This window comes from Streptomyces sodiiphilus, assembly GCF_039529215.1.
Lineage (GTDB): Bacteria > Actinomycetota > Actinomycetes > Streptomycetales > Streptomycetaceae > Streptomyces > Streptomyces sodiiphilus.
The window spans coordinates 1-4986 of record NZ_BAAAMJ010000085.1; the positions used below are offsets into that span (position 1 = coordinate 1).

Annotated in this window: 2 protein-coding genes and 2 pseudogenes; 3 read left to right on the forward strand and 1 reads right to left on the reverse strand. The window is 75.0% G+C overall.

The genetic code is table 11. From position 1 onward, the window contains the following. Positions 1-651 (reverse strand): annotated as a pseudogene (locus tag ABD299_RS24260) (hypothetical protein); the annotation flags it as partial. A 94-nt stretch (positions 652-745) separates the two neighbouring features. Between ABD299_RS24260 and ABD299_RS24265 the strand changes: the two are divergent. The 3 genes and pseudogenes from ABD299_RS24265 to ABD299_RS24275 all read left to right on the forward strand — a co-directional run. Next, entirely contained in the window at positions 746-2287 is a 1542-nt protein-coding gene (locus tag ABD299_RS24265; protein ID WP_425581414.1) for a hypothetical protein, read from the forward strand. 68 nt (positions 2288-2355) lie between these two features. Further along, the gene (locus tag ABD299_RS24270) at positions 2356-3243 is read left to right on the forward strand and encodes a hypothetical protein (RefSeq protein ID WP_344266723.1); all 888 of its coding nucleotides are present in this window, start codon (positions 2356-2358) and stop codon (positions 3241-3243) included. A 68-nt stretch (positions 3244-3311) separates the two neighbouring features. Then, positions 3312-4986, forward strand: a pseudogene (locus ABD299_RS24275) (hypothetical protein); the annotation flags it as partial.

The window sequence follows — 4986 nt, forward strand, 5'->3', positions numbered from 1 at the left end:
CCGGGCCAGGGCCGTGGCGGCGGCCGCGGTCGCCACCGCCGACACCGGGACCAGCGCCGTCGTCAGCCACGGCCACAGGCCGGCTGCCGCGCCGATGAGGATCAGTACCAGAGCGTACGGCAGCAGGACCGCGATCCGCAGACCGTGCCGCCACGACCGCCGGACGGCGGTCCGCAGCCGGGCCGAACGCTGCCAGGGCAGCGGAGCAGCCAGGAACCAGACGAGAGCGAACAGCCCGAGGGCGGGCCAGAACAGCCGCGCGTACAGTACCGCCTGGGCCATGAACTCCAGTTGCGCGGCCAGCAGCAGAAGCGGCGCGCTGACCGCGTAGAAGAGCAGCGAGAACTGGATCCGCTCCCGGCTGAGCCCGCCCAGCAGCATGCTGAGCACCGTCAGCCGCACCGTGAGAACGGCCAGCAGCAGCACGGCGAACTCCGGCAGGGACCGGGCCCGTGCCAGCAGCACCCGCAGGTCGGCGAACAGGTCCGCAGGAGGCAGCGCCACCAGGTGCGGCAGCCCGGGCCAGCGCGGCAGGACGCCGGTCAGCGCGCAGGCCACCACGAGAAGGGCCAGGGCGGCCAACGGCCACAGCCGTGGCGGCCGGTCGCCCGGAGCGCCGCCGCCGTCCCGGGAAACCGTCACTGTGTCCATCAACCCGATATACCAGCCCGGCGGCGCGGGCGGCGGCATTGCCGCATCCGTGCTGTTTCGGCCACTGTCGCCTCCAGCGCTTAATGTGTCCGTCGTGACCGTGCACGTCTCCCGGAACGGCCCGCCGGCCGGCCCGCCCTCCGTACCCGCCCGGCCCGCCCCGGGGCCCGCGGCCGACGAAGGGCTCGCCCGTCGGCTGCGCGCACTGGCCTGCACCGCGCCCCTGCACGACCTGGACGCCCGCAAGGCGAATCTGGCCGGCGAGTACACCACCTACTCCATGGCAGAGGTGGCCCTGGCCGCGATCGACCTGATCACCCTCAGCATGGACTTCGACGCCGGGGCCGATCACGACGACGTCGTCTCCCGGCTTCTCCCACGGGTCGCGGCCCAGGCACCCACCCGCCCGGCGGCCGATCACGAGCGGGTGGCCCGCTGGGTGCTGGAGAACCTCATCAACGTCGGCAGCGCCGACCGCGGGTTCAGGGCGGTCTACGGAACCTTCGGTCCGGACGGCTCCTACGTGCGCCGCGACTACGACTTCAAACTCGTCGAGGAGGTGCCCGGCCCGGGCGGCGGAGTCTATCTGCGCACCACCGACGAGGCCGTCAACGTCCTGGTCGGGGCTCTGGACACCGACGTCACCAGCGCCCAGATCGCCGCCGAGGTCAAGCTGGAGGTGCTGGTCGAGCGCGGGCGGCTCGCGGATGCCCAGATCGCCGCCGAGCAGGCCCGCTACCGCACCGTCCAGTACGCCGAGACGCTGCGGCGGACCCTGGAGGCCACCCGGCGCAACGTCCGGGCCGTCGACTGGCTGCGGACCGTCCCCGACATGATCGGCGAGGCGCTGGACCACATCTCCGAGCGCTACCGGCACGAGAACGCCATCCTCACCCACATCCGGCGGGCCCGTGACGAGGCGGCGGAGGCCCGCGGACCGGACCACCGGCTGCGGGCGGCCGAGCTGGTCGACATCGTCAAGGACTGCATCCGCCGGCACACGCAGCTCCAGGCCAGACTCCTGGAGGCCGGGCCGCTCTTCCGCGCCGAACAGGACCGGCAGGCGTTCGCGCCGCCGGCCGCCCGCGCCGGCACCGACCTGTACGGCCAGCTGCTGGCACCCCTGCTGCCCCTCCCGCTGGAGGAGGCCCTCCGGGTGACCGACGCTTTCTTCGCCCGGGGCACCGGACCACGCCCTCCGGCGGCCCTGAGGCTGGGGGACCTGACCGAGCTGCTGCTGACGCCGCCCGCCCCGCGCGACCACCTCGGCGCGGAGCTGCCCGAACCGGACCTGGTGGCCACCCCGGACGACAGCAGGTTCAGCGAGGAGCAACTGGCGGCGGCCACCGAGCTGCTGGCCCTGCCGCCGGACGCCCCGCGCCGGCTGTCCGGGCTGCTGGCCGAGGCCCGGCGACGGGACCCGGACCTTCCGCAACTGGTCGCGCTGCTGGCCGTGCACGCCGCCAGTCCGCCGGTCGGCACCGCCTACCGGCAGGGTGAACGGCGACTGCTGTTCGCCGTCGACGACGGCACCGAACTGCGGGATCCCGAGCTCGGGGGAGCCGACCTGATCGTCGGAACCGCCGAGCTGGACTCGGCAGGGATGGCGGCGGCCCGCGCCGAGAGCACACCATGACCGGCCGTGCCGCCTGCCCGACGGCCGGCCGCCCGCCCCAGTCCGACTCTGTGAGGAGCACACCGGCCGTGATCGAGAACGGCACCCCGCCCCCGTCCGCACCGGCCCAGGGCACCGTGTCCCGGGCCGCGGAGCGCGGCGCCGTCACGCCGGCGGACGCCGCCGACGCCGCCCGGCTGGTGTCCTTCGGGCTCCAGCCGAAGCTGCTTCCCGCGCGGGACGCCGAGTACGCCGCGCTGCTGCGGACGTACCAGGAGAATCCCGCCTTCGCCCGGCTGGCGGACGCGGTGGCGGCCGGCCTCGGCCTGGTCGTGCTGGAGGTCTCGCTGCGGGCGGGCATGGCGCTCGCCGCTGCGGAGGATTCCGTCTTCGCCGTCCGGATGGGGGAGTACGCCCGCCGGACCTCCTCCGAATCGGCCGACCGCTTCCTGCACGGTCTCGCCCACCTCGCGGTGGCCGCGCTGGCCTTCCCGCGGCCCGAGGATCTCGCCGACGACGGCTACCTGGGCCGCGTGAGCGTCAACGGAGTCGATGCCTTCGTCCGCCAGGTGTGCCGGCGCCTGGAGGAGCGGGCCGCCGAGCAGGGTGACAACACCGATCCCGCCACCGGGAGCCCCGGCCTGGAGGCGGCCTGGCGGGTCTACGCCCGGCGCAGTGCCACCGGCGCCACCAAGGACGCCCGCCGGCTGTCGGGGTCGACCACCGGCATCATCGCCAGGGCGGTGACCTTCCTCGCCGACTCAGGCTTTCTGCAGCGCACCGGCGACGAGGGCGGCGGAACGTACCGGACCACCGCCCGTTACCAGCTGCAGGTGCGCGACATGGCCGCCGGCGCCGCCATGGCCGAATTGCTGGAACTGGGCGTCGTCCCGGTCACCGACGGCCGTGCCAGCCTGCTGCCCCCGCCGGAGGACCTCGGGCCGGTGGAGGGGGCCGGCCTTCCCTTTCACGGCTGACGCCCGCAGCCTCCCTCAGCCGAATCCCCGACCTCCCGACCTTCCGCACCCACGAGAGTCCCCCTGCCATGTACGAGCTGTCCCGGGTCCGCCTCTACTCCATCGGCCCGGCCGGCGCCCGGTACGCCGACACCGTGCTGGATCTGCGCGGTGTCGGTGCCCCTGTCCCGGCGCCCGCCCCCGCCCAGGCGGACTTCTTCGAGGAGGAGCCGGCCGGGCCGCCCCGCCGGCCGGCCCCTGCGGGCGTGCTCTTCCTGGAGAACGGCGGCGGCAAGTCCGTCCTGCTGAAGCTGATCTTCTCGGTGATGCTCCCCGGGCACCGCAACACCCTGGGCGGGGCCAGCTCCGGAGTGCTGCGCAAGTTCCTGTTGGCCGACGACTGCGGGCACGTCGCCCTGGAATGGCAGCACACCGTCACCGGCGAGACCGTCGTGGTCGGAAAGGTCAGCGAATGGCGCGGCCGGCAGGTCTCCAGCGACCCGCGCAAGTTCGCCGAGGCCTGGTACTCCTTCCGTCCCGGACCGGGGATGAGCCTGGACTCGCTGCCGGTCGCCGAGGCCACGGCGCTGCGGACGGCCGGGCAGGTGCCGGAGGGCACCTCCGCGGCCCGCGGCAGGCGCCGCACCATGAAGGGGTTCCGTGACGTCCTGACCGAGACGGGCAAGGCCTACCCGAACCTGGACGTGGTGTGGGAGGAACGGCACGAGCGCTGGACCGAGCACCTGGGCCGGCTCGGGCTCGACCCCGAACTCTTCCGGTACCAGCGGGAGATGAACGCGGACGAGGGGGAGGCCGCGGGGCTGTTCGCGGTGAAGAACGACTCCGACTTCACCGACCTGCTGCTGCGGGCCGTCACCGACACCCGGGACACCGACGGGCTGGCCGACCTGGTGCACGGTTTCGCGCACAAACTCGGCCGCCGGGCGGAGCTCGCCGCCGAACGCGACTTCACCGAAGGGGCGCTGGATCTCCTGGAGCGGATCACCGGCGCGGCAGCACGGCGTGAGCGGGCACGGGCGGTGCACGCCGGTGCCGAACGCCGCGCCCGCGCCCTCGCGAACCGGCTGGCGGCCCGGGCGGCCGCCGAGCAGCGCAGCGCCGGGCTTCTGGAAGAGCGGGCCGCCGACGCCGGGCAAGCGGTGACCGCTGCCGGCCGGGCCAGGGACAGGGCCGCCCTGGTCGCCGCCGAACTCGCCTACCGGCACGCCTCACTGGCTCTCGCCGCCGCCGAGAAGGAGGCCGCCGCACAACGCCGTGAGCTGGCCGACGCCCGTACCGCGCAGGCAGCCTGGCAGGCGGCGGAGACCTTGCTCCAGCATCGTGCCGCCGCCGACCGCGTCGCCCGGGTGGCCGCCGCCATCCAGGAAGCCGAACGCGACGCCGCTCCCGCGCTCGCCGCCCGTGGCCGGGCCGCCGCCGATCTCGTGCGGGCGCTGCAGGCGGCCGCCGAACGGGGGGAGCGGGCGGCCGCGGAGCACGAGGAGCGCTCAGCCGTCCTCCAGGAAGCCGCCGAGGCCGCCCACCGGGATGCCACCTCTGCCGCCACCGAGAGCCAGCGGGCCCGCAGCGAGGCGGACCACCTCCGCCAGCGTCTGGCCGAGGCCGAGGAGGAGACCGCCGGAGCGGTACGCGACGGATGGCTGGACGGCTCCGGCCCCCGGGCCGTCCCCGCCCGCGCGGCGCTGGCCGGGGAGGACGCCGCCCGGGCGGCGGCGGCCGTCTTCGAGACGGCGCGGGAGGCCG